Annotated in this window: 29 protein-coding genes; 21 read left to right on the forward strand and 8 right to left on the reverse strand. The window is 63.3% G+C overall.

Annotation, left to right across the window (positions count from 1 at the left end; genetic code table 11):
* Positions 1 to 15 precede the first annotated feature (15 nt).
* Positions 16 to 1251, reverse strand: coding sequence for a pyridoxal phosphate-dependent aminotransferase (locus AB0N72_RS17730; RefSeq protein ID WP_363933544.1), 1236 nt, complete (start codon positions 1249 to 1251; stop codon positions 16 to 18).
* A gap of 58 nt (positions 1252 to 1309) precedes the next feature.
* Entirely contained in the window at positions 1310 to 2002 is a 693-nt protein-coding gene (locus AB0N72_RS17735; protein ID WP_363933546.1) for a hypothetical protein, read from the reverse strand.
* 116 nt (positions 2003 to 2118) lie between these two features.
* On the opposite strand from AB0N72_RS17735, the gene AB0N72_RS17740 reads away from it, so the two are divergent.
* Positions 2119 to 2529, forward strand: a complete 411-nt coding sequence (locus tag AB0N72_RS17740) for a hypothetical protein (protein ID WP_363933548.1) — start codon at positions 2119 to 2121, stop codon at positions 2527 to 2529.
* On the opposite strand, the gene AB0N72_RS17745 is transcribed toward AB0N72_RS17740, so the two are convergent.
* Positions 2511 to 4937 carry an HAD-IC family P-type ATPase gene (locus AB0N72_RS17745; protein ID WP_363933550.1) on the reverse strand — a complete coding sequence of 809 codons (2427 nt, stop codon included), beginning with the start codon at positions 4935 to 4937 and terminating at the stop codon, positions 2511 to 2513. The two genes, AB0N72_RS17740 and AB0N72_RS17745, sit on opposite strands and share 19 nt — an antisense overlap.
* 138 nt (positions 4938 to 5075) lie before the next feature.
* Between AB0N72_RS17745 and AB0N72_RS17750 the strand changes: the two genes are divergently transcribed.
* On the forward strand, positions 5076 to 5678 hold the full coding sequence (locus tag AB0N72_RS17750; RefSeq protein WP_363933553.1) for a dihydrofolate reductase family protein: 603 nt from the start codon (positions 5076 to 5078) through the stop codon (positions 5676 to 5678).
* Here AB0N72_RS17750 and AB0N72_RS17755 read toward each other — a convergent pair.
* The gene (locus tag AB0N72_RS17755; protein ID WP_363933555.1) at positions 5671 to 6594 is read right to left on the reverse strand and encodes an NAD-dependent epimerase/dehydratase family protein; all 924 of its coding nucleotides are present in this window, start codon (positions 6592 to 6594) and stop codon (positions 5671 to 5673) included. The two genes, AB0N72_RS17750 and AB0N72_RS17755, sit on opposite strands and share 8 nt — an antisense overlap.
* Before the next feature lie 142 nt (positions 6595 to 6736).
* Here AB0N72_RS17755 and AB0N72_RS17760 point away from each other — a divergent pair, with 142 nt between their 5' ends.
* From AB0N72_RS17760 to AB0N72_RS17790, 7 genes are all read left to right on the forward strand, one after another.
* On the forward strand, positions 6737 to 7462 hold the full coding sequence (locus AB0N72_RS17760; protein ID WP_363933557.1) for a WHG domain-containing protein: 726 nt from the start codon (positions 6737 to 6739) through the stop codon (positions 7460 to 7462).
* Positions 7463 to 7485: 23 nt separating this feature from the next.
* Positions 7486 to 8277, forward strand: coding sequence for an oxygenase MpaB family protein (locus tag AB0N72_RS17765; RefSeq protein WP_363933559.1), 792 nt, complete (start codon positions 7486 to 7488; stop codon positions 8275 to 8277).
* A complete protein-coding gene (locus AB0N72_RS17770; protein ID WP_363933561.1) occupies positions 8270 to 9244 on the forward strand; it encodes a DUF817 domain-containing protein in 975 nt (324 codons plus the stop codon). Before AB0N72_RS17765 ends, AB0N72_RS17770 begins: the two co-directional genes overlap by 8 nt.
* A 164-nt stretch (positions 9245 to 9408) precedes the next feature.
* On the forward strand, positions 9409 to 11274 hold the full coding sequence (gene dnaK, locus AB0N72_RS17775) for a molecular chaperone DnaK (protein WP_363933563.1): 1866 nt from the start codon (positions 9409 to 9411) through the stop codon (positions 11272 to 11274).
* Between the two features lie 2 nt (positions 11275 to 11276).
* Positions 11277 to 11936: a nucleotide exchange factor GrpE gene (locus tag AB0N72_RS17780; protein ID WP_363933565.1), complete on the forward strand. Its 660-nt coding sequence runs from the start codon at positions 11277 to 11279 to the stop codon at positions 11934 to 11936.
* Positions 11937 to 12025: 89 nt separating this feature from the next.
* On the forward strand, positions 12026 to 13003 hold the full coding sequence (locus AB0N72_RS17785; RefSeq protein WP_363933567.1) for a DnaJ C-terminal domain-containing protein: 978 nt from the start codon (positions 12026 to 12028) through the stop codon (positions 13001 to 13003).
* Between the two features lie 9 nt (positions 13004 to 13012).
* The gene (locus AB0N72_RS17790; RefSeq protein ID WP_363933569.1) at positions 13013 to 13441 is read left to right on the forward strand and encodes a helix-turn-helix transcriptional regulator; all 429 of its coding nucleotides are present in this window, start codon (positions 13013 to 13015) and stop codon (positions 13439 to 13441) included.
* Between the two features lie 9 nt (positions 13442 to 13450).
* Here the strand turns inward: AB0N72_RS17790 and AB0N72_RS17795 are convergent, their stop codons facing one another.
* Together AB0N72_RS17795 and AB0N72_RS17800 are read right to left on the reverse strand one after the other, a co-directional pair.
* On the reverse strand, positions 13451 to 13819 hold the full coding sequence (locus AB0N72_RS17795; protein ID WP_363933571.1) for a hypothetical protein: 369 nt from the start codon (positions 13817 to 13819) through the stop codon (positions 13451 to 13453).
* Between the two features lie 100 nt (positions 13820 to 13919).
* Positions 13920 to 14318 (reverse strand): nuclear transport factor 2 family protein, encoded by a 399-nt coding sequence (locus AB0N72_RS17800; RefSeq protein WP_363933573.1) that lies wholly within the window; start codon positions 14316 to 14318, stop codon positions 13920 to 13922.
* Between the two features lie 213 nt (positions 14319 to 14531).
* Here AB0N72_RS17800 and AB0N72_RS17805 point away from each other — a divergent pair, with 213 nt between their 5' ends.
* The 7 genes from AB0N72_RS17805 (at position 14532) to AB0N72_RS17835 (ending at position 21200) form a co-directional block, all read left to right on the forward strand.
* On the forward strand, positions 14532 to 15740 hold the full coding sequence (locus tag AB0N72_RS17805) for an amidohydrolase (protein WP_363933575.1): 1209 nt from the start codon (positions 14532 to 14534) through the stop codon (positions 15738 to 15740).
* Between the two features lie 83 nt (positions 15741 to 15823).
* Entirely contained in the window at positions 15824 to 16759 is a 936-nt protein-coding gene (locus AB0N72_RS17810) for an ABC transporter substrate-binding protein (RefSeq protein ID WP_363933577.1), read from the forward strand.
* Entirely contained in the window at positions 16760 to 17713 is a 954-nt protein-coding gene (locus tag AB0N72_RS17815; RefSeq protein WP_363933579.1) for an amino acid ABC transporter permease, read from the forward strand. It begins immediately after the preceding gene.
* Positions 17710 to 18501, forward strand: coding sequence for an amino acid ABC transporter ATP-binding protein (locus AB0N72_RS17820; RefSeq protein WP_363933581.1), 792 nt, complete (start codon positions 17710 to 17712; stop codon positions 18499 to 18501). Before AB0N72_RS17815 ends, AB0N72_RS17820 begins: the two co-directional genes overlap by 4 nt.
* A gap of 23 nt (positions 18502 to 18524) precedes the next feature.
* Positions 18525 to 19721: an amidohydrolase gene (locus tag AB0N72_RS17825; protein ID WP_363933583.1), complete on the forward strand. Its 1197-nt coding sequence runs from the start codon at positions 18525 to 18527 to the stop codon at positions 19719 to 19721.
* A 5-nt stretch (positions 19722 to 19726) separates the two neighbouring features.
* Positions 19727 to 20713 carry an ornithine cyclodeaminase family protein gene (locus tag AB0N72_RS17830; RefSeq protein ID WP_363933586.1) on the forward strand — a complete coding sequence of 329 codons (987 nt, stop codon included), beginning with the start codon at positions 19727 to 19729 and terminating at the stop codon, positions 20711 to 20713.
* A 172-nt stretch (positions 20714 to 20885) separates the two neighbouring features.
* Positions 20886 to 21200 carry a DUF3040 domain-containing protein gene (locus AB0N72_RS17835; RefSeq protein ID WP_363933588.1) on the forward strand — a complete coding sequence of 105 codons (315 nt, stop codon included), beginning with the start codon at positions 20886 to 20888 and terminating at the stop codon, positions 21198 to 21200.
* A gap of 36 nt (positions 21201 to 21236) precedes the next feature.
* On the opposite strand, the gene AB0N72_RS17840 is transcribed toward AB0N72_RS17835, so the two are convergent.
* On the reverse strand, positions 21237 to 21659 hold the full coding sequence (locus AB0N72_RS17840; RefSeq protein WP_363933590.1) for a hypothetical protein: 423 nt from the start codon (positions 21657 to 21659) through the stop codon (positions 21237 to 21239).
* A gap of 102 nt (positions 21660 to 21761) precedes the next feature.
* The gene (locus tag AB0N72_RS17845) at positions 21762 to 22412 is read right to left on the reverse strand and encodes a hypothetical protein (protein ID WP_363933592.1); all 651 of its coding nucleotides are present in this window, start codon (positions 22410 to 22412) and stop codon (positions 21762 to 21764) included.
* A gap of 107 nt (positions 22413 to 22519) precedes the next feature.
* Between AB0N72_RS17845 and AB0N72_RS17850 the strand changes: the two genes are divergently transcribed.
* From AB0N72_RS17850 to AB0N72_RS17870, 5 genes are all read left to right on the forward strand, one after another.
* A complete protein-coding gene (locus AB0N72_RS17850; protein ID WP_363933594.1) occupies positions 22520 to 22870 on the forward strand; it encodes a hypothetical protein in 351 nt (116 codons plus the stop codon).
* Positions 22871 to 23057: 187 nt separating this feature from the next.
* The gene (locus tag AB0N72_RS17855; RefSeq protein WP_363933596.1) at positions 23058 to 23858 is read left to right on the forward strand and encodes a GNAT family N-acetyltransferase; all 801 of its coding nucleotides are present in this window, start codon (positions 23058 to 23060) and stop codon (positions 23856 to 23858) included.
* A 152-nt stretch (positions 23859 to 24010) separates the two neighbouring features.
* Positions 24011 to 24676, forward strand: a complete 666-nt coding sequence (locus AB0N72_RS17860) for a GntR family transcriptional regulator (protein WP_363933598.1) — start codon at positions 24011 to 24013, stop codon at positions 24674 to 24676.
* A complete protein-coding gene (locus AB0N72_RS17865; RefSeq protein ID WP_363933600.1) occupies positions 24673 to 25851 on the forward strand; it encodes an MFS transporter in 1179 nt (392 codons plus the stop codon). The genes AB0N72_RS17860 and AB0N72_RS17865 overlap by 4 nt, the downstream gene beginning before the upstream one ends.
* Positions 25852 to 25914: 63 nt before the next feature.
* On the forward strand, positions 25915 to 26220 hold the full coding sequence (locus tag AB0N72_RS17870; RefSeq protein ID WP_363933602.1) for a hypothetical protein: 306 nt from the start codon (positions 25915 to 25917) through the stop codon (positions 26218 to 26220).
* Positions 26221 to 26238 lie beyond the last annotated feature (18 nt).

Below are 26238 nucleotides of genomic sequence, written 5' to 3' on the forward strand. Positions count from 1 at the left end.
ACGCTGACGGGACCCTTATTCCGAATCCTCCGCCGGGCGGTTCCGGTAGGCCGCCAGGAAGTGCGAGATCCGGCGCACCGCTTCTTCGATGTCCTCTACGGCCGGCAGGATCACGAACCGGAAGTGGTCCGGGGTGGGCCAGTTGAAGGCTGTGCCGTGCGAGACCAGGATTTTTTGTTCCTGGAGGAGCTGGAGGACGAATTTCTCGTCCGAGGCAATGGGATAGATCTCGGGGTCCAGGCGTGGGAAGAGGTACATCGCTCCGGCAGCGGGAACACACGAGACGCCGGGGATGGCCGTGAGCAGTTTCCATGCCAGGTCGCGTTGTTCCCGGAGACGTCCGCCGGGGCGAATGAGGGCTTCGATGCTCTGGTAGCCGCCCAGGCAGGTCTGGATGGCGTGCTGCGCGGGCACGTTGGCGCACAACCGGAGTGATGCCAACAGTTCCAAGGATTCCCGGTAGGCAGCGGTGGCGGTCAAGGGGCCGGTCACTGCAACCCAACCGGCCCGGTAGCCAGGCATCCGGTACGCCTTGGACAATCCGCTGAAAGTCAGCACGCAGATGTCCTCGGCAACGGCAGCCGTATGGATGTGGGGCGCGTCGACGTAGCGGATTTTCTCGTAGATCTCGTCCGAGAACAGGACCAGGTCGTGCTTCCTGGCGAGCGCTGCGAACTGTTCCAGGATGTGCCGGGGGTACACGGCCCCGGTGGGATTGTTGGGGTTGATGATCACTATTCCGCGGGTGCGGGGCGTGATTTTCGCTTCGACGTCGGCCATGTCCGGCCACCAGTTCTCGTCCTCGTCACAGAGGTAGTGCACCGGCTTGCCGCCCGTAAGGGTGACGGCGGCGGTCCACAACGGGTAGTCCGGTGCCGGGACGAGGATCTCGTCGCCGTTTTCCATGAATGCCTGCAAGGTCATGGAGATCAGTTCGCTGACACCGTTGCCGATGAAGACGTCCTCCACACCAATGTTCATGAGCCCACGCGTCTGGTAATACTGCGAGATGGCTGTGCGGGCCGAGAAGATGCCCTTGGAATCGCTGTAGCCCTGCGCGCCGCGAATGTGGTGGATCATGTCCACCACTACGGACTCCGGCGCTTCCAGTCCGAACGGTGCAGTGTCTCCAAGGTTCATCTTGAGGATGCGGTGTCCCTCGGCCTCCATGGCCTTGGCGGCCTGGAGGATGGGTCCGCGGAGTTCATACCGGACGTTCTGGAGTTTGCTGGAGTGCTGCATGGGACGCATGGTTGATCTTTTCATGTCACAGGCAGGGCCGACCAAACCGTATCGGAAATAATCGCACTCACTTCCAGCGGATAATCACCGGGAGGCTGCGGGTGGTTGCGGAAACTTCACGTTCAGTGCCGTCCACCGCCACGGCGAAATGCTGGAGATCGTCAGCGGAAGCCAGGATCTCAAAATGCCCGGTGGCGTCGCTGAGAACGGCCGTGGCTGATGAGTGGGCGTGGATGTATGCGTGGGGAATGCCCTTGTTGTGGGCATCAACCAGCCGCCCGCGGATCCGGCGCCCGCCGCTGGCCTTGCCTGGATCGGGTTCCCGGGCCGGGGGATCCGAAGGTTCCTCGAAGGGCAGGGCTACCGGAACACGGACCATGAAGCCCAGCCCCTGTTGTATTGCATCCGAGTATTCTTCGTGCCGGAACTCTCCACTGGACACCACTGAGTAGTGGCTGTGAAGTTCAACAGCCAACAGCAGCCGTTCCATGTTTTCCAGCTGATCCGGACCGTGGCATTCCACGGCCACCCTCAACTCGAGGTCCAGGACGGGCCCATCGCGCCGCGACCGTCCCACTCGGTTGAGCGCGACGGCGCGGACCGTGACCGGAGCGTCAGGTGGCGGAACGACGGCGGTGGGGGACCCGTCGTCGAACCTTACGTGTTGTGGAGCGACGGCGTTGGAAAGTACCCCCAGAAGGTCGGACAGCGACGAATGCACATGGCCCACGGCAGAACCCCAGCCGGACAAAAGATCCACAACTTCAACTGGAACTAGGCTACTCCCGCTGTTCGGCGTAGTCACTGGAATCCGGGGGTAACTCCAAACGGTTGGGTGCCGGTCACGGGCGGCCCTGGCTCGTCTATGCTCAGTTCATGACAACGGGGGAGCGCCCAAAGCGGCCCGGTGCGGTGACCTTCTCGGTGGTGCTGATGTATATCGGCGGCATCGCGCAGATGGTCCTTGGGGTCCTGACCATTTTCCTGCGGTACACGCCGGAGGCCCAGTCCGGCGGCGTTGCCCTGCCGGTGACTTTGCTCGGAGCAGGAATGATCCTGTTTGGCTTGCTGGTGATCGGGCTCGCCTCGGGAGTAGCGCGGGGAAGTGCGGCCGCGCGCAGCGGAGCAACGGCGGTAATGTTCCTGGGACTGGCTTTCGCCGTGGTTGACCTGATGGTCGCCGCTGACGGGGATTGGTCGGCCGTCATTTCGCAGTCCATTGCAACCGTGTTGGTTGTCGTGCCGCTGTGGCTGGGCCGTGGACGCCGCTATTTCGAGAGCCGCTGACGGGACTTATCCTGTTCGTCCCGGTACGCAACGCGGCGGTGCACAAACCGGACGATCTCGATCAGGGCAATGCAGGCTACGGACGTTCCGAGGACCAGCAGCGCCGTGGGCAGGGTTGGGTCGGTGAATTGCAGGAAGTCGCGTGCGAACCTCACGGAATAGACCACCACGAGGCCCACCATCATGGCGCCAATGACCATCCCCTTAAAACGGGTGACCGGCCGTGAAAGCACCACCAGGATCCAAATCCCGATGATCGCCAGGATGAGGGTGGACCCTGTCCTGATCTCGGCTTCCGGGAGGGACAGGTTCGCCGCCAGGCGCGCGTACGCTGCGAGCCCCAACGTGACGGAAACACCCGCCGGCACCGCAAAGGTGAGCGACCGCCGGAGGAACCCGGGGATGTAGCGCTGGGCGTTGGGCAGCAGAGCCAGGAAGAACGCCGGAATGCCGATGGTCAGGCCATCGGTTACGGAGAGTTGCCGCGGCAGGAACGGGAAAGGCAGCAGGAGGATGCCGAACGCGATGGCAAGGAAGGTTGCGTATGCGGTTTTGGTGAGGAACAGCATGGACACGCGCTCAATGTTCGCAATCACCTGCCGTCCTTCCGCCACCACGCTGGGCAGGTGCGAAAACTTGCCATCCAGGAGGACCAGCCGCGCCACGGCTTTGGTGGCGGCCGCGCCGGAGTTCATGGCCACGCCGATGTCGGCTTCCTTGATGGCCAAGGCATCATTCACCCCGTCGCCGGTCATCGCCACTGTGCGGCCCGCGGACTTCAGTGCCAGGACGATCCTCTTTTTCTGGTCAGGCGACACCCGCCCAAACACAATGTTGTTGCTGAGGACGTCCAGGAATTCCTTGTCATCGTCCGGCAGTTCCCGCGCATCAAAGCCGTGCGGCGCATCCAGGCCAACTTCCCGGGCGATGGCCGCAACTGTCCTGGGGTTGTCGCCGGAGATAATCCTCACGTCCACGTCCTGCGCCGCAAAGTAGGTGAGGGTTTCAGCGGCATCGGGACGGATATTCTCCTTGAAAGTCAGCAGTGCCACGGGAACAGCATCGGCCGGGACGGTTTCGTCGTGTGTGGGCGTACCGTGGGCCAGGACCAGGGTCCGGCGGCCAGTCGCCGCCAGCTCGGCAGCTTGGGCGGTGAGCTGTTGGTGTGCGGGGTCAACGGCGCCCGGGAAGACCATTTCGGGAGCGCCCAGAATCCACATGCCGTCCCCGAAGACCACCGCGCTCCATTTGCGCGCAGACGAGAAAGGCACGCGGTCCGACGGCTGCTCTTCCGGGGGCTGGGTGAAGTGCCCGGCGAGGCTGCGTGCCGTGGCGTTGGCATCGTGCTGCACCCCGTACCAGGAAAGGACAGCCTCCCAGTCGGGACGATGCACCAGCCGGTGGGCGGCGTCGAAAACGATGTCCCCTTGGGTGAGGGTGCCGGTCTTGTCCAGGCAGATGATATCCACGCGTGCCAGGCCCTCCACTGCCGGCAGCTCCTGCACCAGCACCTGCTGCCGGGCCAGCTTCACCGCCCCCACAGCGAAGGTAATGCTGGTCATCAGTACCAGCCCAAGCGGCACCATGGCGACGACGGCGGCAATGCCCGCCGTCGCTGCGTCCCGCCACGCTCCACTCGCCGCAGCCTCTGCCCACCCGCCCTGGGCAAGCATCTGCGCGTTCAGCACCAGCAAGGCAACGGGTCCAACGAACCAGGTCACCCATTTCAGGACCCGGTCAATGGAAGACCGGAGCTCCGACGCCACCAGGGAGAACCTCTTTGCCTCGGCAGCAAGCGAGTTCGCGAACGAGTCCGCACCCACCCGGTCCACCACCGCTGTTCCTTCACCGGCCACCACCACCGAACCGGACAGCACGCGGTCATCCTCTGTCTTCTCCACGGCATCGGATTCACCGGTCAGCATGGATTCGTCCACTTGGAGGCCACGAGAGGCAGCCACCACCCCGTCTGCCGGCACTTGGTCCCCTGCCCTGAGCACCAGGGTGTCGTCCATCACGACGTCGTCCAGGGAAATTTCAGCCTCTGACCCGTCGCGCAGTACCCGGGCGTGAGGGGCGTTGAGCAGGGCCAGCCGGTCCAAAGCCCGCTTGGCCCGGTATTCCTGGACGCTTCCGATCACCGCGTTGGCAATGGCACTGAAACCGAACAGGGCATCCTGCCAGCGCCCAATCGCGAAAAGGACAATGAAGCACGCAAGGATGATGCCGTTGAACAAGGTGAGCACGTTGGCGCGGACGATGCTCCACACGCTGCGGCTGGTGTCCTGGACAAAGGCGTTCGTCTGGCCCGCCGCCACCCGCTCGGCCACCTCCGCTGAATTCAGCCCATGCGCCGAAGCAACGTCCTCCCGGACGGCTGTCCCTGATTCATCCTTCTCGTTTGGCAATCATGCCCCCGCTTGACTGGTTCCCTGGGCCATGCGCGTCAGGATAGACCCAATCGGTCCACCGTGCGACCCCTGCCGCGGGCGTTGAAGCGGGACTAGGATGACCCCGACAAAACCCAGTCACATCAGGAGCACATCATGGGGATTCTCTCCTTGGACCTTTTCATCACCCTGGACGGCGTTTACCAGGCTCCCGGCGGGCCGGACGAGGACCGTTCAGGCGGTTTCGATTTCGGGGGCTGGCAGGCGGCCTATTCGGATGAGGAGGCTGGTGCAGCGATCGTCTCAGGCATCGACCGCATGGATGCGCTCCTGCTTGGACGAAAAACCTACGACATCTTCGCGGGGTACTGGCCCAAGCAGGATGACCATATTGCCCGGACGTTCAACGCCTTGCCCAAGTTCGTGGTCTCCCGTTCCCTGACGGCCCCGGAGTGGGAGGGCACCACGGCGCTCCAGGATGTCTCGGACGTGGCCGGGCTCAAGGACCGGTTCAAGGACATCCACATGATCGGCAGCGGTGACCTTGCGCGCTCACTGCTGGAGGCCGACGTCGTGGACCGGCTCAATCTTTACCTCTACCCGCTCACCTTCGGTACTGGAAAGCGGCTCTTTCCGGACGGCTCGGGCGTCCCCGCGGCCTTCCGCCTTGCCCAACCCCCACAGGCATTCCCCAACGGAGCTGTCCTGCTTGCCTACGACCGCAATGGTGCCCCGGTGACAGGCATCGACATCAGTTAGCCCCCGCCTGCCACCAGGCCACCGTTGCTGCTGCCGCTTCCGGCAGGGGAGTCGGCTTGAGACCCAGGAGCTGCTGGCTTTCCGAGGAATCCATCACGAAAGGCCGCTCGAACTGGTAGAGCAGTTCAGCAAGTTCGCGCATGTCCGTGGACACGATGCCCGCGGCGCGGAGCACCCAGCCGGGCACAGCGCCCACTTTCGGGCCGGAAACGCCGGCGGCGGATACATACGCTGCGGCGATCTCGCGCTGCGTGAGGGCCGGCCCTGTGGGGGCGTGCAGCACGCTGTTCCAGAGTTCCGGCTTCCGGGCGGCAACGATCATGGCGGCCGCGAGATCGGGAACATACGTGAACGAATGCGGCTGGCGTGAACTCCCAATGACCTGCACAGCTTTGCCCGCCAGGATGGGCGTGACCATGCGCTCGCCGGCATGCGCGGTCTTGACCCTGGGTCCGAAAAAGTCCCCGGCCACAACGCTGACGGTATTGGCCGGGTGTGCCCGCCTGGCGTTCAGCAGGGCGGTCCGGATGCCGCGCTTGCCACCGCTCGCCGTCCGCGGGCCTGCTTCGGTCATGACCCGGTCCGGCTCGCTGTAGGAGTACAGGCTTTCAGGAAAGACGACGACGGCGCCTGCGGCTGCTGCTGCATCCATCACCACTTGCTCGGCCCGGGGGAGTTCGGCTGCCCACGCTGAGGCACGGTAGGCCGAGCCGTGGATGCAGTGAAAAATGGCTGATGCTCCGTCCACGGCTTCGCTGAGCTGCGCCGGGTCGGAGACATCCACCTGCCTGCGGTCCACCAGTGGATGGTCCGGGCCGCTGCCGGAACGGGTCAAGACCCGCACCTTGTGCCCCTGTTCGGCGAGTTGTTCGGCGATGGTGAATCCCACTGGGCCTGCTCCTGTGACGACGTACATGGTGTCCTCTTCTTGGTTGTCGGGTTTCATCTGAACTGAGAGAGCACTGCTCTCTCAAACCAGAATGGGCCTTGCGTCGATCAATGTCAAGAGCACTGCTCTCTAAAGTTGACGTTGCTCTCTCGTGTGGCAAGCTGGTGGCATGGCATCCCCTGAAACAACCAAGGCCAAACCAGCGACTCCCCGCGAGCGGGCCCGTGCCCAAACCCTGGCGGACATCGTCCGCATCGGACGCGAGCACTTGGCCGTCCATGGAGCCGCTGCCCTGTCCCTGCGCGCGGTGGCGAGGGATCTCGGCGTCGTGTCCTCTGCCGTCTACCGCTACGTCCAGAACCGCGACGAACTCCTCACGCTCCTGCTGATCGACGGGTACAACGAGCTCGGCGACCACGTGGATGCAGCCGTCGCCGCCGTTCCGGAGGACGACTTCGCCGGACAATTCAGGGCCTTGGGCAGGGCCACCCGGGAGTGGGCCGGCCGGGAACCAGCCAGCTACGCCCTCCTTTTTGGCAGCCCGGTGCCCGGCTACCAGGCTCCGGGGGAGCGCACTACCGTGCCCGGAACCCGAGTCATCTTCCGGTTGGTGGGCATCTTCGAAGCAGCCCAGCAGGCAGGTGCCCTCAACCCGCAGGTGGGTCCCGGCGTCGTAATTAATCCGGAACTGGCCGGAGACCTGGAAGCCATTCGCTCGGAACTGAACCTTTCCCTGCCCGATGAGACCCTGGCCCGCGGGGTGCTGGCGTGGACGTCAATCTTTGGGGCAATCAGCTTTGAGGTCTTCGGCCAGTACGGTCCGGATACATTCAGGGCGCGGGACCAATTGTTCGAGCACCATCTGGCTGTCCTTCAAGCCACGGCAGGGCTCTAAGGTTGGAGCGCTAGAGTATTCGGATGGTTCGGGGACTGGCGGATATTGGTGCGGAGGGTGTGCTGCTGGCCGGGGCGGGCCGCGCGATCCTCCTCCAGATCGCCAATCCCCGCGTGGGCCATGGCGTGGCCGAACACAGCAATTTCGCCGAGCGGCCCATGGACAGGCTCCGGGCCACCATGACCTATGTGTACGCGGTGGTGTACGGCTCCGAAGAGCAGCTGAAGGCCGTCCGTCGCGCCGTCAACCGGGCCCATGCGCCAGTGCGGCGGGGACCGGACGACGCCTCGGCTGGCTACAGTGCCTTCGACGCCGAGTCCCAACTGTGGGTGGTCGCCACGCTGTATGACACCGCCGTCACCGTCTACGAACAGGTCCACGGACCGCTCGACGACGACTCCGCCGACCACATCTACCGCGAGTACGCGCGGATCGGGACGGCCCTGCAGCTACCGCCCAGCATGTGGCCGCGCGACCGGGCCGCATTCGCTGAATATTGGAACGCGCAGCTGTCCATGTTGCAGCCGGATGCCAAAGCGCTGAAGGTTGCCAAGGACCTGCTGTATCCGTCTGGAGGGCCACAGCTGTTGCGCCTGGCGATGCCGCTGGCACGCTTCCTCACGGCAGGCCTCTTGCCCGAACATGTGCGGGAGGGATTCGGCTTTGACTGGAGTCCCGGTCATGCCCGCCGGTTCAAGAAGACCATGAGTGCGGTGGGGCGCGTCTACCCCCGTTTGCCGTCAAGGCTCCGGCACTGGCCGCGGGACTACTACTTGAAGCAGTTGGCCGTGGACGCGGGAGGGCCGCATGCGTAATCCCACGTCCGTTGAACAGTCCATCGACCAGGCCGCCCACCGCTATCTGGACCGTGCGGGCTATCTGGGCCGTGCAGATGGCGGGCGGCTGCGTGGCCGGCTGACGGAGTTCGTGGTCTTTGGCTTGAAGCAGGCCTGGGCTTGTGTGTTTGGCGGTCTGCTTCTCGCGGTGATCATCGGCGTACGGCTCTGGTACCCCGCCGATGCAGCCTTGGCCAGCAACGACTTCCTGACCATCGCTGCGATCGTCATCCAGGTCCTGATGATCAGCTTCAAACTTGAGACGCTGCGCGAACTGCGGGTGATCCTGCTGTTCCACGTTGTGGGGACCGTGATGGAGCTGTTCAAAACCGACGTAGGCTCGTGGGCTTATGAGGCCGAGGGCGTACTGCGGATCGGTGCGGTTCCGCTGTTCAGCGGGTTCATGTACGCGGCCGTGGGCTCCTACATGGTGAGGGTCTTCCGGCTGTTCGACCTCCGCTTCGACCGCTACCCGCGGCGGTGGATCACGGCCCTTGTTGCCGGCGCGATCTACGTCAACTTCTTCTCGCACCACTACATCCTTGACCTTCGCTGGGTGCTGCTTGCCGCCGTCGTGCTTGTCTACGGCCGGTGCGTGATGCACTTCAGGGTGTTCCGCCGTCGGTTCAAGATGCCCATCCTGGTCTCGTTCCTGTTGGTGGCGCTGTTCATATGGTTCGCCGAGAACATCGGCACTTGGTCGCGCGCTTGGCTGTATCCCAACCAGCTGAACGGCTGGCAGGCCGTGTCCATTGACAAGCTGCTGGCGTGGTTCCTGCTCATGATCATTTCGGTGGTGCTCGTAGCGTGGGTGTACAAGCCGGAGCCTCCTGCTGGCCGCGACGGTGACTCAGTTGTTGCGCCGACTTCCCAGTTCACCGTGGGCGAAACCAGCCCTGCAAGCCCGGGATTACTGGGAAGTCTGGACCCCGAGGAGCAGAGTTGAGCGTACTTCACTCAACTTTGGATTGACATCCTTCCGAGGCTGAGTACAGTTGAGTGCAGAACGCTCAACTAGCCGATTGTTGAGTGGGCCCCCGGTACATTGACCGCCCAGCGGACCGTTGCCGGGTGCAATCTCCAACATCGGCCATTGAAAGGAAACAAGATATGTCACGTGCAGTAGGTATCGACCTCGGAACCACCAACTCCGTGGTCTCTGTTCTCGAAGGTGGCGAGCCCACCGTCATCGCCAACGCCGAAGGCGGCCGCACCACGCCGTCCGTCGTTGCGTTCTCCAAGTCCGGCGAAGTCCTGGTTGGCGAGATCGCCAAGCGCCAGGCCGTCAACAACATCGACCGCACCATCGCTTCAGTCAAGCGCCACATGGGCACCGACTGGAACGTCGCCATCGATGACAAGAAGTACACGCCGCAGGAAATCTCCGCCCGTATCCTCATGAAGCTCAAGAACGACGCCGAAAGCTACCTGGGCGAAAAGGTCACCGACGCTGTGATCACCGTTCCGGCCTACTTCAACGACGCCGAGCGCCAGTCCACCAAGGAAGCCGGCGAAATCGCAGGCCTCAACGTTCTCCGCATTGTCAACGAGCCCACCGCGGCTGCACTGGCCTACGGCCTGGACAAGGGCAAGGAAGACGAACTCATCCTGGTCTTCGACCTCGGTGGTGGCACGTTCGACGTCTCCCTCCTCGAGGTTGGCAAGGACGAAGACAACTTCTCCACCATCCAGGTCCGCGCAACCGCAGGTGACAACCGCCTCGGTGGCGACGACTGGGACAACCGCGTCGTCGAGTGGCTCCTGGGCCAGCTCAAGGTCAAGGGCATCGACCTCTCCAAGGACAAGATCGCCCTCCAGCGCCTCCGCGAAGCTGCTGAGCAGGCCAAGAAGGAACTGTCCTCCTCCACCAGCACCAACATCTCCCTCCAGTACCTCTCCGTCACCCCTGACGGCCCGGTCCACCTGGACGAGCAGCTGACGCGTGCCAAGTTCCAGGACCTCACCAAGGACCTGCTGGACCGCACCAAGAAGCCGTTCCACGACGTCATCGCTGAAGCCGGCATCAAGGTTTCCGACATCGACCACATCGTCCTCGTCGGTGGCTCCACGCGCATGCCTGCCGTCTCCGAGCTCGTCAAGGAACTCGCTGGCGGCAAGGAGCCCAACAAGGGCGTCAACCCGGACGAAGTTGTGGCCGTCGGTGCTGCACTCCAGGCCGGTGTGCTGAAGGGTGAGCGCAAGGACGTCCTCCTCATCGACGTCACGCCGCTGTCCCTCGGCATCGAAACCAAGGGTGGCGTCATGACGCACCTCATCGAGCGCAACACGGCTATCCCCACCAAGCGTTCGGAGACCTTCACCACCGCTGATGACAACCAGCCGTCCGTGGCCATCCAGGTCTTCCAGGGCGAGCGTGAATTCACCCGCGACAACAAGCCGCTGGGCACGTTCGAACTGACCGGCATCGCTCCGGCACCCCGTGGCGTCCCGCAGGTCGAGGTCACCTTCGACATCGACGCCAACGGCATCGTCCACGTCTCCGCAAAGGACAAGGGCACCGGCAAGGAACAGTCCATGACCATCACCGGTGGCACGGCCCTGTCCAAGGACGACATCGACCGCATGGTCCGCGAAGCCGAAGAGCACGCTGCAGAGGACAAGGCCCGCCGCGAAGCTACGGACACCCGTAACTCCGCTGAACAGCTCGCCTACTCGGTGGACAAGCTGATCGCCGACAACGACGACAAGCTGCCGGAAGAGGTCAAGACTGAGGTCAAGGCCGACGTCGACGCCCTTAAGTCCGCGCTGGAAGGCACCGACGACGCAGCCGTGAAGACGGCCTTTGAGAAGCTCCAGGCTTCCCAGACCAAGCTCGGCGAAGCCATCTACTCGCAGGCCTCCGCAGCTGACGCTCCGGGTGCCGGTGCCGAAGGTGCTCCTGCCGGTGAGCCGGGCAAGGCCGACGAAGACATCGTTGACGCCGAAATCATCGACGAAGACGAAGCGAAGAAGTAGCCATGCCTCATCACGGCAACGAAGCAGAGCACTCAGAAAGCAACGAGCCGCGCAAACCGGTTATCCGGGACAACCGCAAGGTTGACCCGGAGACCGGGGCGGCCCGCCACCCTGAAGGCGAAGCTGCGGCTCCCACCGAAGGCAATGCCGCTCCCACGGACGGCGACGCCCTCTCCCAGGCTGAGGAAATCCTCAACGGGGTAGAGGTGCCGGCGGAAGAGTCGGTGGCCTCCGGTGCCGCAGCTGAAGCCCAGGCAGCGGAGCTCCGCAACGATCTCCTTCGCCTCCAGGCTGAGTACGTCAACTACCGCAAGCGCGTCGAACGCGACCGTGCCGTGGCAGGGGAAATGGCCGTCATCGGCGTCCTGAACTCCCTGCTTCCGGTGCTGGACGACATCGACGCCGCCCGCCAGCACGGTGACCTTGAGGACGGCCCCTTCGCCGCCATCGCCACCAAGCTGGAGACCGCGCTGAAGACGTACGGACTGGAACGCATCGCGGATACCGGAGTCGAATTCGACCCCACCATCCACGAGGCACTCATCCAGCAGCCGGGCGAAGACATCCAGGTCGACACGGTCAGCCAGGTGCTGCGCTCCGGATACCGCTCAGGCGAGCGTGTCCTCCGCGCGGCCCAGGTTATCGTCGCCGTTCCGGCGTAACGACTCATCGAGATGGCAGTTCGTGACAGTGTTTGACTGAAACATTGCCATGAACTGCCATCTCGTTCCCACAACGAAAGGAAACGCTCTTGGCCAGCCAGGACTGGGTTGAAAAGGATTTTTACGCGATCCTTGGTATTGCCAAGGACGCGTCCGACGCGGATATCAAGAAGGCTTACCGCAAGCTCGCCCGGCAGTACCATCCGGATACCAATTCCGGGGACGCTGCTGCGGAGAAGAAGTTCAAGGACATTTCCGAGGCCTACTCGGTGTTGTCGAGTCCTGAGGACCGGCAGCAATATGACGCCATCCGCGCCATGGGTGGCGGCGCCCGGTTCGCGCCGGGAGCCGGCCGTGGCGGTGCGGGTACCAACGGCGGGTTTGAAGACCTGTTCGGTGGCCTGTTCGGCGGCGGCCCGGGTGCCCGTCAGCCTGCCGGCGGGGGCATTCCTCCGGAGTTCGCCGACCTGTTCGGTGGCGGCTTTGGCGGCGGTGGCCAGACCGGCTTCCAGCGCGCCCCACAGAAGGGTTCGGACCGTACGGCGACCACGTCCATTTCGTTCGCCGGTTCCATCAAAGGCACCACCGTGAGCCTGCGCGAGAGCAACGGCAACGTGATCGACGTCAAAATTCCTGCCGGCATCAAGGACGGGCAGAAGGTCCGTCAGCGCGGCAAGGGCAATGTCGGGCCGGCCGGCAACGGGGACCTGATCATCACCGTGAGCGTCAAGCCCCACGAATTCTTCCAGCGCGACGGCGACAACATCCGCATCCACGTGCCGGTCACGTTCGCGGAAGCGGCGCTCGGCGCCACCATTGAGGTCCCAACGCTCGACGGCGACACCGTCAAGTTGCGCGTACCGGCGGGCACACCCTCAGGCCGCACCTTGAGGGTCAAGGGCCGGGGCGTGAAGACGTCCAAGGCGACCGGCGACCTCCTGGTGACCATCGACGTCGCGGTCCCGCAAAACCTCAGTAAAGAAGCAGAGGAAGCCGTGAAGGCTTTTGCTGCGGCCACTACTGACGCCAACCCGCGTCATGACCTGGCCGCGAAGGCCCGGTTGTAAGGAGTCGTCATGGCAATTGACGTCAACCAGCCGATCTTTGTCATCTCCGTTGCCGCGGAGCTTGCCGACATGCATCCGCAGACGTTGCGCCAGTACGACCGCCTGGGCATCGTTTCGCCCAGCCGCGCGCCGGGCAAGTCCCGCCGCTATTCGCAGAACGATGTCAACAAACTGCGGGAGGTCCAGCGGCTTTCGCAGTCCGGAGTTTCGCTTGAAGGCATCAAACGCATCCTCGAACTCGAAAACCAGGTGGCCGCGCTGCAGTACCGGGTGGCGGAGCTGACCGATGAGTTGTCACGCCGACGTACACCGGTTGATGCGCGCATTTTCGCTGCCGGAGCTGCGGGCGACGTCGTAAGCCTTGCCCGCGGGCAGCGACCCCGCGCTCGATCGCAGGCCGTTGTGGTGTGGCGGCCGCGGTCCGGAGAAGAACTGTAGGAACCGGCGCTAGTCCAGGGTCCGGTCCCAGCTGACCGCTACCCGGACGGCGCCGGTTTCGGTGCGTTCCACGTTCGTCACGATCTGCGACTCCCTGGCGCCCATGTCCCGGATTCGCTGCTTGTAGTTCTCGATATGCTCCGCCAGCGACTCTTCGGTCCATTCGCCCGGACGCATCCTGGTGGAGATCTCTACGGGCTCTTCACGGGGCAGGATTTCCCCCGGCTGCCTTGGCGGCTCTTTGACCGGCTCCGGTTCGCCCGGTGGCACCAACATACGAACAGCGAAGACGGCCCCTGCGACGCCGGAGATGAGACCTGCTGCGATGAGCAACAGCGTCCGCCCGCGTTTGCGACCCTTCGCGGCGGGGATCTTCATTCCGGGATTCGATATGCCTGTGGATTTTTGGGCCATGGGAAGACGTAACCTTCCGATCGGTGAATCGTTGTCCGTTCCAGAGTGCTCTGTTGGATTCCACTCACTCTGCCACAGTATCGCCGTGCCTGTGCGCTACCTTCCATTCGCCGTCCTCGCGGCGGTACACCTGGGTTGCCCTGAGCGTGTACGTGCGGGGCTTTCCATCCAGTGACGCCGAGGTGTGCTCCAACCCGGCGGTATAGGCCATGTCTCCGGCGACGTCGTAAGCCTGTAATTCGAACTCGTAGGAAGTGCAGTCGGAGAAGCTGGCGCCCAGTGCCGTGAAAAGTTCATCCAGTTCCTGCTGCCCGTAGGCGTTGCGGAATGCTCCGAGCACGCTCACTGGTTCTTTGCGGGACCAGATGGCCCGGCGCAGGGAAGAATCGCCGTTGTGGAGGGCAAGCTCAGCCTCGTGAAGGGTGGACCTGACCCACGCCAGAAAGTCGTCGTTGTCGCTCATGCCCCCAGTATGCGCCAACTCCCGCATCAATCCGAGAATCCGCTGAATAGTATACCAAGCTGAAAAATGTGAATGATGCGAGGCCGATGCTCGCCTGTAATGAGCTGAAATTTTGGCTCGATTACTTCCCGAGTATTGTCATGGCATACCAAAAGCCCTACTCTATGAGTCATCGACAAAATATGACGGTCGTCACAGTGTAGGGAGATCAATATGCGGGAGACGCTGATAGAGCGCATTCGGCTGGCTCATGAGGCGCCGCTGGTGGACCTCCTCGTCCGCGACGGCCACATCGCGGAAATCCAGCCCTCCGGCGTCATCGACGCTGCCGGTGCGGACCGCGAGGACGGAGCCGGCGCCCTCGCTTTGCCTGGAATGGTTGACGCCCACTGTCACGTGGACAAGACGGTCTGGGGACGCGAATGGGTGCCCCACACCGCGGGTCCGCTGCTGGAGGACCGTATAGCGAACGGCGAGCGGGGCCGCTCTGAACTCAACCTTCCAGATCCCGACGGGGTGCACGCATTGCTCGCCCACATGGCCGCATGCGGCACGACTCTCGCTCGTACCCATACGGACGTCGATCCTGGAATTGGACTGAAAGGCCTCGAGCTTGTGGCGAGAGCCGCCGAAGAGCTGGGCGACGTGATCGACGTCGAGCAGGTCGCCTTCCCACAGGGCGGGCTGTTGACCCGCCCCGGCACTGCCGAGCTGCTCGAAGATGCCCTTCGACAAGGGTTGGTCTCATGCCTCGGTGGCATCGATCCTGCCGCCCTGGAACGGGACTCGGCTCGTCACCTCGATCTCATCTTCGACTTGGCGGCAAATTACGGCGCTAAGCTCGACATCCACCTGCATGAGCGGGGCACACTTGGTGCCCACACCATGGAGCTCATCATCGAGAGGGTGCTGCGGCACGGGCTCCAGGGCCGGGTGGCGATCTCGCACGCTGTAGCCATAGCCGAGGTGGGAAGCACCCAGTTCGAGCAAATCTCGCAGGGCCTGGGCGAAGCGCGGATCTCGCTGCTGACGGCGACGGTCTACAACACTCCGGTCTTGCCGTTCACGAAGCTGCAGGAGCGAGGCGTGAACATCGGTGCGGGCAACGACGGCGTGAGGGACCTTTGGGGTCCTTATGGCAACGGGGACATGCTGGACCGCACCTTTCATCTGGCGTACCGCAGCGGCTTCCGGACCGACGAGCAGATAGCCGTTGCTTTCGATTTGGCGGTCAGCGGCGGGGCGATTGCCCTGGGCCGTGAACCCGCCCGGATTGAACCCGGCTCGCCAGCCGATCTCTTCCTCGTCGACGCAGCCAGCATTGGCGAGGCAGTCGCAGCGCGGCCGCCTCGACGACTGGTCCTGAAACGTGGCAAGGTCGTCGCGCGCGACGGCCTCGCTGTGCCCCCGCGTCGATCCTGACCCGGCGAGCGGACCCCCGCTCGCTCTTCCCCCCAAAACCAGTTCCGCATCCCGCGGAACCTCGCCCGAAAGGCAAATGAACAATGTCGTTCTCCCGCATCACTCTCGCACGCCGCGCCGCGGCAACCCTCATGGTCGGCAGCCTGGCTGTACTCACTTTCACAGGCTGCGGAATCTCGGATTCCTCAGCCACGGCGGCCGGGGAGTCACAGCAGCCATCCGTCATCAACGACCAGGCGCCCCTTCATAACCTGTTGCCCCAGAAAATCAAGGACAAGGGTGTGCTTACGGTCGCCACGCAGCCCGACTTCGAACCGGCCAACTTCACCCCCGCCGGGCAAACAGGAATCCGGGGCTACAACGTGGATCTTATGGAGGCAATGGCAAAGAAGCTCGGTATCCCGATCAAGTGGGAGAAAGTCCCCTTCGACCAAATCCTGATCGGCATGCAGGGTGGCAAATTTGATGCAGCGATCGCTGGCATGACCGACCGCAAGCAGCGGCAGGAACAGGTCGACTTCATCGACTACCAGTGGGCCGGAACGGTCTTCATGGTGCAGAAGGGCAACCCGAAGGGTGTCACGAGCGCCGTCAACGGCGCCTGCGGACTCAAGATCGGCGACGTGAAGGGGTCTGATGCCAAGCGCTTGGTGGACATGATGGCTGCGGCGTGCGTGGCTGAAGGCAAGCCGGCAACAGAACTCATCTCCTTCCCGAACTCCAGCGACAAGAACCTCGCGGTCACATCCGGCCGGATCGATGCCATCTTCTGGCCCGACATGGCGGTATCCGTCATCCAGCGCGAGACCGGCGACAAACTCGAGTCCCTCCCCGTCGACTTCGAGGAGAAGGTCTACCTCGGTATGACCTTCAACAAGCAGCAGACCGGACTCCGTGACGCCTTCCTCACCGCACTGAAGGCGATCCACGAGGACGGCACCTATGACGAGATTCTGAAGAAGTGGCACGTTGAGGTCATCGATCTTGACACCCCGGGCATCAACCTGGCGGTGAAGTAAATGTCCGACCTCACCCATTCGCTGATCTCCGCTTCCACCGGACCGGCGCATTACGTCCGAAAACCGGGCGATGAACCTCCAGTGCAAAGCGCGCCAATCCGTCCGAAGCAGCGACCCAGATATGGCCAGATCGTGACAGGGCTGGCAGCGATCGCCCTGCTCATCCTCTTTATCCAGTCCCAGGCGCAAAACCCCAACATGGAGTGGAGTCTCACCTGGCAGTACATGTTCAACCCGGTGGTGCTGCAGGGCGTCGGTGTCACCATCCAGCTGGCACTGTTTGCCATGCTCATCTCGATCGTCCTTGCGTTTGTGATCGCCTTGATGATCCAGAGCAACAACAGAGTGGCGAGCGTCATTGGCCGCGCCTATGTCTGGTTCTTCCGGGGTGTGCCAATGCTCGTGCAAGTGCTGCTCTGGTTCAATCTGGCCGTCCTTTTCCCAGTGATCCTTGGGCAGGATACGAACAGCCTCATTTCCGGCTTCACCGCCGGCCTTATCGCCCTCTCGCTCGCGGAATCGGGCTACATGGCCGAGATCATCAGGGGCGGCATCATCTCAGTACCGGCGGGCCAGACCGACGCGGGCGTAAGCATCGGCCTGACCCGCAACCAGGCCCTGGCCCGTATCGTGCTTCCACAGTCGATCAGGGTCATTATCCCGCCCACCGGCAACCAGTTCATCGGCATGTTGAAGGCGACCTCGCTGGTTTCCGTGATCGGCGGCAGCGACCTGCTCACCCGGGTCCAGCTCATCTATGGCCAGAACTTCAAAATCCTGCCCCTGCTAATCGTTGCTGTGCTCTGGTACCTCATCCTGGTGACCATCGCCGGCACTGGGCAGCACTTCCTCGAGCGGCACTTCAACGCCTCGCAGCCGGGATCACGCAAGGCGGACAAGAGCACTGAGCCGGAACCAACTTCTCTCCAAACTTCTGCCGGAGGTGCGCAATGACGCAAGCAATCCACGCAAGACCAGCCAGCGGCACCATGTTGCGCATCGACGGCGTACACAAATGGCTCGGCCACAATCATGTACTGAGAGGCGTCGACATCGAAGTGGGCACGGGCGAAATCGTCTGCATCCTCGGTCCCTCCGGCTCCGGCAAAAGCACCTTGCTGCGCTGCATCAACCATCTGGACCCTGTAGATGGCGGTTTGATCGAGGTCAATGGCGAGCGCGTCGGGCACGAACTCCACGGGGACCACCTCTACGAGCAAAGCGAACGCCGTGTGGCCAAGGCGCGCCAGCACATTGGCATGGTGTTCCAACACTTCAACCTCTTCGGCCATATGACGGTCCTCGATAATGTCACGTACGGCCCCACCAGGGTCCTCCGCCGCCCACGCAAGGAGGCGATCGCACATGCGCGTCAGCTGCTGGCAAAGGTCGGCCTGGCCGACAAGGAATCCTCATACCCGAGCCAGCTTTCGGGAGGGCAGCAGCAGCGGGTGGCCATCGCCAGGGCGCTTGCCATGGAGCCACGGCTGATGATGTTCGATGAACCGACGAGCGCCCTCGACCCCGAGCTGGTGGGCGAGGTTTTACAGACCATGCGGCAGGTCGCGGAGGAAGGCATGACCATGATCGTCGTGACGCACGAGATTGGTTTCGCCCGCGAGGTAGCTGACCGGGTGGTTTTCATGGACCAAGGCCGTGTCCTTGAGGACGGTCCTGCCGGGGAGGTACTCGACGACCCCAAGCACGAGCGTACGGCCGCCTTCCTGCGCCGCGTCCACTAATTCCCTAAGAAAGTAGAAAACGAATGACTGAAAATGGATACACCCTGAGGAACGTCCGTCCGTGGGGTGAGGACGCAGTGGACATCGTCGTCGACGGCGGCGTGATCGCCCAGGTGGCACCAGCAGCCAGGACCACGAACGACGGCGACCTCGACGGCGGAGGGTTGTTGGCCCTCCCGGGTTTCATCAACACCCACTCCCACGTGGACAAGAGCTGGTGGGGCAAGCCGTGGGTGTCGTACACCTATTCGGATACCCCGACAGTCGAGGGGTGGATCGCGAACGAGCGTGCCCAGCGGGGCAACTATCACATCCCGAACGTGAACTCAGCCACCGCGGTGCTGCGCGAATTTCTGCGGCACGGCACCACAGCGACCCGGACGCACGTGGACATTGATTTGGGTATCGGGCTGAAGGGCCTCGAATCTGTGCAGACCGCCGCCGCCGAGCTTGAGGGCGCGATTCAAGTGGAGACCGTGGCATTCCCACAGGACGGCGTGCTGCGCCGGCCCGGAGTGATGCGGCTGCTGGATGAGGCTGCCCAGGCCGGGGCCCACAACATTGGCGGTCTTGACCCGGGCACCATCGACGGAGACGTCGAGGGCCAGCTGGATGGGCTGTTCCAGATCGCAGTGGAGCGGGGAGTCGGGCTGGATTTGCACCTGCACGACTTCGGATCGCTCGGTGCGTATGAATACCGTCAGGTAATCCGCCGCACTATTGATGCCGGTTTGCAGGGCAAAGTGAATATCTCGCACGGCTTCGCCCTGGGATCGCTGCCGCAGGGCGTCCAGGAGGAAATCATCGAAGGGCTGGCCGAAGCCGGAATCTCGTGGACAACCGTTGCGATGAGCGGTACGGCGCCATTGCCTTGGCAGCGGATGCAGCAGTCCGGCGTTCCCTTGGGCCTGGGCACCGACGGCGTCCGCGACCTGTGGTCGCCCTTTGGAGACGGAGACCTGCTGCGCGTGGCCTTCGCCTTCGCGCGTCTGCACGGGTTCCGTCACGACGACAAGTTGGTGGCCGCCGTCGAATATGCCACAAGGCACGGGGCGCCGTTCGTAGGGCGCGGGAATCATGACCTCGTGGCCGGGGCCCGCGCCGACATTGTGCTCCTCGACGCCGAGAACGTGCCTGACGTACTCGTACGCTGCCCGCAGCGCCGCCTCGTGGTTTCCGGCGGACGAGTGGTGGCCCGTGACGGCAAAGTATTGGTCTGACGCCCATGACGCTTATTCTGACCGCTTCCGTTCTGGAACCGTTGGCGGATATGCGGGCGACCATCGCCGCCGTCGAAAAGGGTTTTGGTGACATCGCGCGCGGCACCGCGCGGCAGCCAGCCCCGACTTCCCTGCAGCTGCCAGGCTCGGATGCCCGGTACGTGCTGATGTCCGGATTGGCAAATGCCCAGGGGCTGGCGGCGGTGAAGCTCCTTTCCGACATTCCTGGCAACGGAGCGGTGGGACTGCCGACTCAGCGCTCGAGCATCCTTCTGGCCGATCAAAGTACGGGTGAGACCTTGGCCTTGCTCGATGGCAGGGTGCCTACACGGGTGCGAACGGCAGCAGCAAGTGCCGTGGCCACCAAGTATCTGGCCCGTCCGGGGAGCTCAACACTGGGACTTATTGGTGCGGGCGCCTTGGCTATGGCGCATGTGGACGCGATGCTCATGGTCCTTCCCATTGACACTGTGCTGGTTTGGTCCCGAAACCCGTCAACAGTTGAGGCCTTCAGGGAAAAGATCGCCCACCACGCCGTGAAAGTCATTCCAGCTTCCAGCGTCAGGGAGGTGGTTGAATCAGCCGATGTGCTCTGTACTCTGACTCCTTCAGAGCAGCCGTTGGTCCATGGGGGATGGTTCCGCCCTGGGCTGCACGTCAATGCCGTAGGAGCGCGTCCCCGGCCGACTCACCGCGAAATCGACGCTGCAGGTATGAGCCGCTCAACAGTTTTCGTGGACAGTATGGAAACAGCCGTTGAAAAATCGGGGGACCTGCTAATGGCGGTCGCGGAAGGCGCCATGTCGATCAAGGACGTCCGGGGCGAGCTTGGAGAGGTCATCGTTGGAGATTTGCCGGGGCGCAGCGGCGACGACGACATCACCTTGTTCAACTCCGTGGGTATAGGGATGCAGGACCTCGTCATTGGTCGCCTGCTCTTCGACGCTGCTGTCCGCGACGGCCACGGAATTGAGGTGCACATGGCGCGCTGAACGATACTATCCGCGAAAGAGTGGCCTTCCGCGGATCCCGGGCAAGGTACCTGTAGCGGGCACGCCACCACGGGCAGATAATGAAGGCAAAGCACGGCAAGCAGCGTCCGTGCCGGTCAGTGAGCAGCAGTGCCGGGATGGCGACCCTGCTCGTGTGGTGAGGAAGATTCCGATGTCCTTGTCGGAAGAAGAGCGCAGGAGCTTGGAAGAGCTGGAGCGGGATCTGGTAGCGACCGATCCGGATCTTGCACTTGAGCTGACATCCGGCCGGCTTCGAGGAGCGAAAGCCCGCACCACGGGTGGAATCCTTGCCGTGGTGTGCGGCTTCGCGATGGTGATAGCCGGAATCATCACCCAGCTGGTAGTGCTGGGCGTGCTCGGTTTCTTGCTGGCAAGCTCCGGTGCGTATTTGCTGATCGCCCGGCGGCCGTTCCGGCGTCGGGTCAAAAGGCACGACGACGGCGACGGCCCTTCGCCGGGCACGTAACCTTGAGACCGCACGGCTTTTGAGCCGGGGGCGGCGTCAGGGTGCCGGGGGAATTGGCGGCTGGATCGGTGTCTCCGGTTCCCTAACCGGCTCGGGTTCGCCTGGAGGCATCATCATTCGCCACGCCAGCACAGCAGCGGCGCCAGCTCCCGCCGCAATGAGGGCGATCCACAATCCGCCCCGGCGTGGGCTGCGTTGAGGGGCCCTGCGTTTCAACGTCTGCGTGGCCCTTTGGACGGCCTTTTCCGCCCTGCGTCGTGCTTCCTTGGCGGTCTTCTTGTTGCCGGTCAGGGTGAGCATGACTCCCTGGACCACTGACGGGACGTTTGCGTGGTTGATCCGGGACAAAGCCCATCTCACAACCGCGTCAGTCTGTGAGGATGTGCCTTCCGCCGCGTGGGAGACCCACTCGCGTGCGAGGTCCTGCGCTGCCGGAATGATTGCCTGCGGTGTGTACATAGTGCACCTCTATCGAAGTAGATGGCCTGATTGCCAGCCTACGCCGGAGCCCTTGTGTTCAAAAGGTGCTCCGGCGTGTCCAGGCGCGGGCCGGTGCTGCAGTCAGTCGCGGACGACCGAAGCCAGTTCCACCGGGTTCTCCAAGCCGGCCCAGGTGCCGTTGAGGGTGAGTTCGCCATGAAGTTCGGGGGCAGAAGCGGTGTTTGCCGAAGCGTCCGCTTCCACATCCACGACGCGCGCAACCTTCAACTTAAGGCCACCGGCGTCGATGATCGTTACGCCGCTGCCCGAGACCGGAGCCGAGGCACTCAAGGCGGGGACGCCGCCGTCGAGCGTTCCGCTGCCTTTCACGGTGACGCTGCTGGGGCGGGGTTCAGACTCGCCTTCAACGTTCAATTCGGCCTGCTGTTGCCCGGTGAGGATGGCAGTTGCGAGGGCTTTGACGTAGACGGGGTCGGCGCAGGCGTCGTACACCCAGCGCTTCCCGAGGACGGAGTGTTCCATAGTGCCGATGAGCCATTCCTCGGCACCGCCCAGCTCGTGGCCGCGGTAGCTGAGGGGAACCTGGTAGATTCGCTCACCGGCTTTCACCACATGGGTTTCAAGGCCCACGTCGTCGGCGGGATCGTCGAAGCGGTACGCGCCAATAAGTGTCGGTTCGCCGTCCTGGATGAACCAGGGCTGCTTGGGCAGGTAGTCAGCGATGAGTTCGAGCTTGGACGGGGACAGGGTTGCCTTGTGAATGATCGCCATGTCCCCCAGCCTAGGGCAGCCGGGATCTTGTCCTTAAGCATGGCCCAATGCGTGGGCTTGGCCCTGCTCTGTTTACAATCAAAGGGACGTCGACCACTGAGGGAATCATGAAGAAACTCACCACTGTCCTGATCGCTGCCGGGCTGCTTGTCTCGGCCTCCGCTTGTTCCGCTCAGCAGCAGCTGAGCACCAAGGAGACCTGCGACCGCGTGAACGTCGCCGCGGCCGGCGGTATTTCGCAAAACCCTAGCCGGACCCTTTCAACCCGCGCAGCAAACGCCGTCCGACCCATTGAGTCCGTGGCATCCGACGACATGAAGCCTGTGGTCACCGCCATCCTGGAGTATCTGGACGAGCAGTCAAAGGAGAACCCAAATGAAGAACGGATGGGTGAACTGACCACCAACTTCCAGGAAGCTGGAGCCAAGTTCGGCCAGCTCTGCGGCGGCGGACAGTAGCTCTTTAGCGCTCTCCCACCTGGCTCCTTTGCGGGGCCAACGGTGGGGGAGCGTTCTTTTTTCCTGGGCCGGGTAGCCGTTTCGTTGCTTGGCTGCGCATTCGACGTAGCGCGCGGCATGTCCGGCAGTGAACCAACGAATCGGGCCGCGCCGTTATGATTCAGCGGCGGTGAAGTAGGCTCTCCGAATGACTCAACCCGATGTAAAGGCGCGCCTTCTCGCCGCCTACGACCAGCAGCTTCGCACCGACGCGGAGATTTCGGATGCCCTCAAAGTTACGGCGCTTGGGCCGCTGCGGTTGGCCACTTTCCTGGGTGGACGCGGCTTCATCACCTACCGGGACTTGGGTGGCGCAGATCAGGAGAGTATCCGTGGCCTCGTTGCTGAGGCCGTTGCTTACTTCGAAGTCCAGTTAGGCATTAGCCGGGTGGAGTGGAAGACCCGTGGGCACGACCACGCCCCGGGGCTCCACGACGCGCTGTTGGCCAACGGCTTCACCGCTGATGAGCCCGAATCGATCATGATCGGCGAGGCACAGGCGCTAAGTGCGGACGTGCCACTTCCCGACGGCGTGACGTTGCGTCTCGTCGTCGACGAACCGGACGTGCGGGCCATGACAGCCATGCAGGACGAGGTCTTCGGAGGTCCCCCTTCGGACGAGATGGCCGATGGCCTGCTGCACCGGTTGACCCTGGACGACGGCATGGAGCTGTGGGTCGCAGAGGCCGAGGGCCGGGTGATCAGTGCCGGGCGACTTGATCCGGTGGCCGGAACTGATTTCGCCGGTATCTGGGGAGGGGCAACCCGTCCGGAGTGGCGTGGCCGTGGGATTTACCGGGCCCTGACCGCCCGCCGCGCGCAATCAGCCTTGGCCAAGGGCAAGACCTTCATCCAAAGCGACTCCACGGAGTACTCACGTCCCATTTTGGAACGCTCCGGATTGCTCAAGGTCTCGACGACGACTCCCTACCGTTGGGCGCGTGGCTGACCTCCCCCTCCCACCCCCGCAAACAGCAACGCGGGGTCACTTAAGGCCCATGTTGGGTTCATTAATGGGCCATATCTGACCCCGCGTTGCTTGGGTGGGGGCTGCCGTGTATAGATGTATACAAGTACACTTCCTCGACATTGGCGGCATCCTTGGCAGAAACCCCAACCCGGAACACGGGAGCGCACCTCGTTTACAGCGAGTTGAAGCGGCGGATCCTCAGCTTGGAACTCAAACCGGGGGAGCGCATATACGAGCCCGCGATGGCTACCGAACTTCAAGTCAGCCGGACCCCGCTTCGGGAAGCGATCCGCCGGCTGATCTCCGAAAGCCTCCTGGAGCAGCAACCCACCGGGGGAGTGGTGGTTCCGCTTCTGGACGAGAAAGCAATTTCGGAGCTGTACGACGTCCGGGCGGCCTTGGAGTCACTGATGGCAAGGGAGGCCTGTGCCAACGCCACTGCAGCGGACATTGAAGAGCTGCGGGGGATCGTAGTCCGCAACGCGGCGATGGTGGAGTTCGCTGACGAAGCCATGAAGTACGGCGTTGCCTTGCATGCCGCGATCGTCAGGATCGCAGGAAACTCGTGGGCACAACGCTTCCATGAACAAATCGCCAGCCAGGTGGAGCGCTACAGGTACTTCACGAACAACGCTCCCGAACGACGCGACGAGGCGCTCGCAAATCATAGGCTGCTGGTGGACGCCATTGCCTCCAAAGACGCGGAAAAGGCAGCAAAGGTGGCTTTCGAGCACGTCATAGGCGCGCGCGATGAGACCTTGCGCGTGATCTCCCACCAGGGTCTCGACGTCCGATGATCGGCGAACTCGGGCGGCGCTCGTCCACTGCTCTGCTGATCCACTCGGCCCTGATCCAGGCTGTGACTTTCCTGGTCCGGCCGGCGGCCACCTATCGGGCACTTGAACTGGATGTCCCGGCGTTCGCCCTTGGCGTCCTGGCAGCCAGTTACGCCGTCTTCCCGTTGCTGCTTGCGTTGCCGATCGGCGGACTTGTGGACAGGCTGGGTGAGCGTCGCCTCATGGCGATCGGGTCCGCCGTCGTTCTTGGTTGTTCTGCTTTCCTGCTTTTCTGGGGGACGTCGGTGGCGGCTTTGGTGGCCGGGACGGCCCTCCTTGGCGCTGGACAGTTGGCGTGCGTGGTGGGGCAGCAGGCGGTGGTGGCGAACAATGCTGCGGCGTCGCGGCTGGACTCGGCGTTCGGGTATCTGACTTTTGCGGCCTCGCTCGGGCAGGCACTGGGCCCATTGGCTATCTCGCTGGTGGGCGGCGCCTCGGTACGTCCGAATACGCAGGCGATCTTCCTCCTGTCCGTCGGCATGAGCCTGGTGCTGTTCCTGACCACATTCGTGATCTCGCGTCGGGTCAGCGACCGGGCCGGGAAAGCAAAGGCCAAGAACGCGCCCAAAGGGGGTTCAATCGCGTTGCTCAAAACCCCGGGCGTCGTCCGGGCCCTTGCCACGAGCGCCACTGTTCTGGCCGTCGTCGACCTTACGGTGGTCTACCTGCCCGCCCTCGGTGCCGAGCGCGGCCTCACCGCCGCCACCGTGGGCCTGATGCTGACCGTTCGCGCCTTGTTCTCCATGGTTTCGCGGTTAGGTTTGGGCGGAATGTCCCGCAGGTTGGGGCGTATGCGCCTCCTTATCCTGAGCCTTGCTATCTCCACGGTGGCCTTGGGAGTGGCGGCAGTACCGATGCCCGAATGGCTTTTGTTTGTTGTCATGGCCTTCCTGGGGTTGGGACTGGGTATCGGGCAGCCGCTCACGATGTCATGGCTTTCCGCGCAGGCCCCTGCCGGGCAGCGGGGGCGCGCGCTGGCGTTGAGGCTGGCGGGCAACCGCGTTGGCCAGGTGGTATTGCCAAGCGCCATTGGCGTGGTGGCGGTGGGGCTCGGTGCGGCGGGAGTGTTCCTGGCGTCCGCTGTTGCCGTCGGTGGAACCATGCTCCTTCTGCGGGGTGTGCGGCTGGACGACTGAATCAGCCGTCACATTCCGGCCCTCAGGTGCACTGCTTATTAAGCGGGAAACGAGGGGGGCCCAATGTTGGGGGACAACAGCACCGTCTTCAGGTTGGCGGATCCGGATGCCTTGCCGGTCCGGTACTACAAGGCATGGGAGTATTTTGTGCCTGGCGACGAAGTCGAAGTGAAGCAGTCCAACGCCGACTTGCAGACAGGGCTGGTTGTTGATGTCATGCCCGACGGCGCCGGGCTATGGGTCTACGTCAACGGCATTGGACGCCGCTTGTTCAGCGCAGACGAAGACGTAGACATCATTGCCCTCAAATGGGCGGAGCGCGCGGACATCGCTGCGAACCCGTTTAATGAAAGCCGGGAGAACCAGTGAAGTCACAACTCTTGGCCG

Origin of the sequence: Paenarthrobacter sp. NPDC089307 (assembly GCF_040685055.1) — a bacterium.
GTDB lineage: Bacteria > Actinomycetota > Actinomycetes > Actinomycetales > Micrococcaceae > Arthrobacter.

Excerpts from the sequence above, each read along its gene's own strand:
- AB0N72_RS17730 (WP_363933544.1), bottom strand. The coding sequence starts at position 1,251 with ATGCGTCCCATGCAGCACTCCAGCAAACTCCAGAACGTCCGGTATGAA.
- AB0N72_RS17740 (WP_363933548.1), top strand. The coding sequence starts at position 2,119 with ATGACAACGGGGGAGCGCCCAAAGCGGCCCGGTGCGGTGACCTTCTCG.
- AB0N72_RS17750 (WP_363933553.1), top strand. The coding sequence starts at position 5,076 with ATGGGGATTCTCTCCTTGGACCTTTTCATCACCCTGGACGGCGTTTAC.
- AB0N72_RS17755 (WP_363933555.1), bottom strand. The coding sequence starts at position 6,594 with ATGTACGTCGTCACAGGAGCAGGCCCAGTGGGATTCACCATCGCCGAA.
- AB0N72_RS17760 (WP_363933557.1), top strand. The coding sequence starts at position 6,737 with ATGGCATCCCCTGAAACAACCAAGGCCAAACCAGCGACTCCCCGCGAG.
- AB0N72_RS17765 (WP_363933559.1), top strand. The coding sequence starts at position 7,486 with ATGGTTCGGGGACTGGCGGATATTGGTGCGGAGGGTGTGCTGCTGGCC.
- AB0N72_RS17770 (WP_363933561.1), top strand. The coding sequence starts at position 8,270 with ATGCGTAATCCCACGTCCGTTGAACAGTCCATCGACCAGGCCGCCCAC.
- dnaK (WP_363933563.1), top strand. The coding sequence starts at position 9,409 with ATGTCACGTGCAGTAGGTATCGACCTCGGAACCACCAACTCCGTGGTC.
- AB0N72_RS17780 (WP_363933565.1), top strand. The coding sequence starts at position 11,277 with ATGCCTCATCACGGCAACGAAGCAGAGCACTCAGAAAGCAACGAGCCG.
- AB0N72_RS17790 (WP_363933569.1), top strand. The coding sequence starts at position 13,013 with ATGGCAATTGACGTCAACCAGCCGATCTTTGTCATCTCCGTTGCCGCG.
- AB0N72_RS17795 (WP_363933571.1), bottom strand. The coding sequence starts at position 13,819 with ATGAAGATCCCCGCCGCGAAGGGTCGCAAACGCGGGCGGACGCTGTTG.
- AB0N72_RS17800 (WP_363933573.1), bottom strand. The coding sequence starts at position 14,318 with ATGAGCGACAACGACGACTTTCTGGCGTGGGTCAGGTCCACCCTTCAC.
- AB0N72_RS17805 (WP_363933575.1), top strand. The coding sequence starts at position 14,532 with ATGCGGGAGACGCTGATAGAGCGCATTCGGCTGGCTCATGAGGCGCCG.
- AB0N72_RS17810 (WP_363933577.1), top strand. The coding sequence starts at position 15,824 with ATGTCGTTCTCCCGCATCACTCTCGCACGCCGCGCCGCGGCAACCCTC.
- AB0N72_RS17815 (WP_363933579.1), top strand. The coding sequence starts at position 16,760 with ATGTCCGACCTCACCCATTCGCTGATCTCCGCTTCCACCGGACCGGCG.
- AB0N72_RS17820 (WP_363933581.1), top strand. The coding sequence starts at position 17,710 with ATGACGCAAGCAATCCACGCAAGACCAGCCAGCGGCACCATGTTGCGC.
- AB0N72_RS17825 (WP_363933583.1), top strand. The coding sequence starts at position 18,525 with ATGACTGAAAATGGATACACCCTGAGGAACGTCCGTCCGTGGGGTGAG.
- AB0N72_RS17830 (WP_363933586.1), top strand. The coding sequence starts at position 19,727 with ATGACGCTTATTCTGACCGCTTCCGTTCTGGAACCGTTGGCGGATATG.
- AB0N72_RS17835 (WP_363933588.1), top strand. The coding sequence starts at position 20,886 with ATGTCCTTGTCGGAAGAAGAGCGCAGGAGCTTGGAAGAGCTGGAGCGG.
- AB0N72_RS17840 (WP_363933590.1), bottom strand. The coding sequence starts at position 21,659 with ATGTACACACCGCAGGCAATCATTCCGGCAGCGCAGGACCTCGCACGC.
- AB0N72_RS17845 (WP_363933592.1), bottom strand. The coding sequence starts at position 22,412 with ATGGCGATCATTCACAAGGCAACCCTGTCCCCGTCCAAGCTCGAACTC.
- AB0N72_RS17850 (WP_363933594.1), top strand. The coding sequence starts at position 22,520 with ATGAAGAAACTCACCACTGTCCTGATCGCTGCCGGGCTGCTTGTCTCG.
- AB0N72_RS17855 (WP_363933596.1), top strand. The coding sequence starts at position 23,058 with ATGACTCAACCCGATGTAAAGGCGCGCCTTCTCGCCGCCTACGACCAG.
- AB0N72_RS17865 (WP_363933600.1), top strand. The coding sequence starts at position 24,673 with ATGATCGGCGAACTCGGGCGGCGCTCGTCCACTGCTCTGCTGATCCAC.
- AB0N72_RS17870 (WP_363933602.1), top strand. The coding sequence starts at position 25,915 with ATGTTGGGGGACAACAGCACCGTCTTCAGGTTGGCGGATCCGGATGCC.